Below are 1,785 nucleotides of genomic sequence, written 5' to 3' on the forward strand. Positions count from 1 at the left end.
AGTGCCAGCACAAGGAGTCAGAAATATATGATTTCATATGGTTAGCTACTTATGGCCGGAGTTATCATGGGACCAACAGCACGAAATTGTCTGAAGATTTTTTCAGATAATACTCAAGCCTTTAGCAGTCTGCGAGCACCAAAACAGGTGATTTCATTTGGTCGTGTACTGTGTCGAGCAGCCGGAAGCAAAATCGAAACCGGTGAATGGCAGTTATTTAATAATCTGAAACCCCTGTGTGAGTCAGTGGCTGACTACAATAAAAAGGCTTCAAAAGTCCCTGAATCGGAACAGACCAAATGGCTGGAGCGGTTGAAACGGAATTCACCACCCGAATTGACGATCATCACGGCTATCGGTCAGCGTAAACTGGAAATTATCGGGCTGAAGATTTCCATGATGCAGCCCTCAGACGCTGGTTTGGTTGATGCATCGCAACAGCATGAACAGCACAATAGCACCGCAGCAGTTGATGAGCCGTTACAGGATATTGCTCTTGATAACAGGCAAGGGGGCAAAATTGATCCAACGAAGGCTGGTATTTTCCAATGCCAGGCAAATTATCTGGAACTCGAACTGGTGGACAGCTTCGATCACCATATTATCGAAACCAGCTTCAGCCCAATGGGTAAGAACCTGCTTATCCATGGTTGCGATGGTGGGGGCGATTTCAGTCTGAAGATCTGGCGACAGGGTGCGGATGGCAACTGGTTGCAGAAAGGGGAAGTAGGGGGCTCCGCACCGATCTATCGCCACGAGTTCAACAGGTCTGAAAATACGCTCCTGAGCAGCAGCTACGATGGTAATGTCAAGGTAAGTACACTGGACAGCGATGGCCGCTGGGAGGAGGCGCTGGTGCTTGCGCTCACTCCCTATGATGATGACTACCCTCGGATGGTAGCAGGCCTCAGCCTCGCGCAGGGCAAAATTATGTCCTACGACCCACAGAACGGCAAAATCAACGTTTTAAGCCAGGATAGCAACGGCCGGTGGACCCCGTTAACCCAGACTAAAGAAATCCTTCACGGTATGGAAACCGGGCCGCAGCAACCCCCTTTTCAAGCCACGGATGGTTATTTACTGACTTACCTGGGCACAAAAGTGACCCTCTGGGCCTGTAATGATGAGAGCAACTGCCTGGAGAAGAAAAAGGTCTTTGAGTGCGGTGGAAACATTGCCAGTGCCCAGCTGAATGATGATGAGCAACACGCTGTGATCTTCACCTGGTGTAACCAGACCATCTTTTTGGGTTGTGATGTCCATGGGAATTGGTCTCAGATCGGGAAAATCGATCATCCCGCAACGATGATAAACGACGACAACCAACATCTTGACAACTTCGTTTGCAGAGCCTTGTTCAATGCCACCGGGCAATATGCGCTGACCCATGATACAGAAAATACAGTTATAGTTTCTGGCTATAACGCTAACGGTGTCTGGATAGGAAAGGCAGAAATTCGTTGTTGTACAGATGCCAGATTCAGCCCTTCCGGGGGTAAAGTACTGACCCGTTTCGCAAGGGGCGGCTATTATAAACTCCTTGACTGCAAAAGTCCTGATGATCGGCTGGATAAAGGTCAGACCTTTGAACATATCGATAGTCGTGAAGCCCTATTCAGCCCCTCAGAGAGTCTACTTCTGAGCTATGGCTATAAATCAAATTTTGCCTGCATTTGGGGGGATGATGAGGAAGGTAATCTGGTTGAGAAAACAAGGGTATACCACCTGGGGGGGATTGACTACGCTGCCTTCAACGCTCAGGAGGACAGTGTGCTGACCCGTGGT

At 49.0% G+C, this 1,785-nt stretch carries 1 protein-coding gene; it reads left to right on the plus strand.

All coding sequences use genetic code 11. The features are described 5' to 3' along the window. Positions 1 to 66: 66 nt before the first annotated feature. A partial coding sequence (locus tag KDK14_RS11730; protein WP_257265307.1) for a WD40 repeat domain-containing protein occupies positions 67 to 1,785 on the plus strand: 1,719 nt, incomplete at its 3' end.

The organism is Endozoicomonas sp. ONNA2 (assembly GCF_024606365.1).
In the GTDB taxonomy this organism is placed as follows: Bacteria; Pseudomonadota; Gammaproteobacteria; order Pseudomonadales; family Endozoicomonadaceae; genus Endozoicomonas.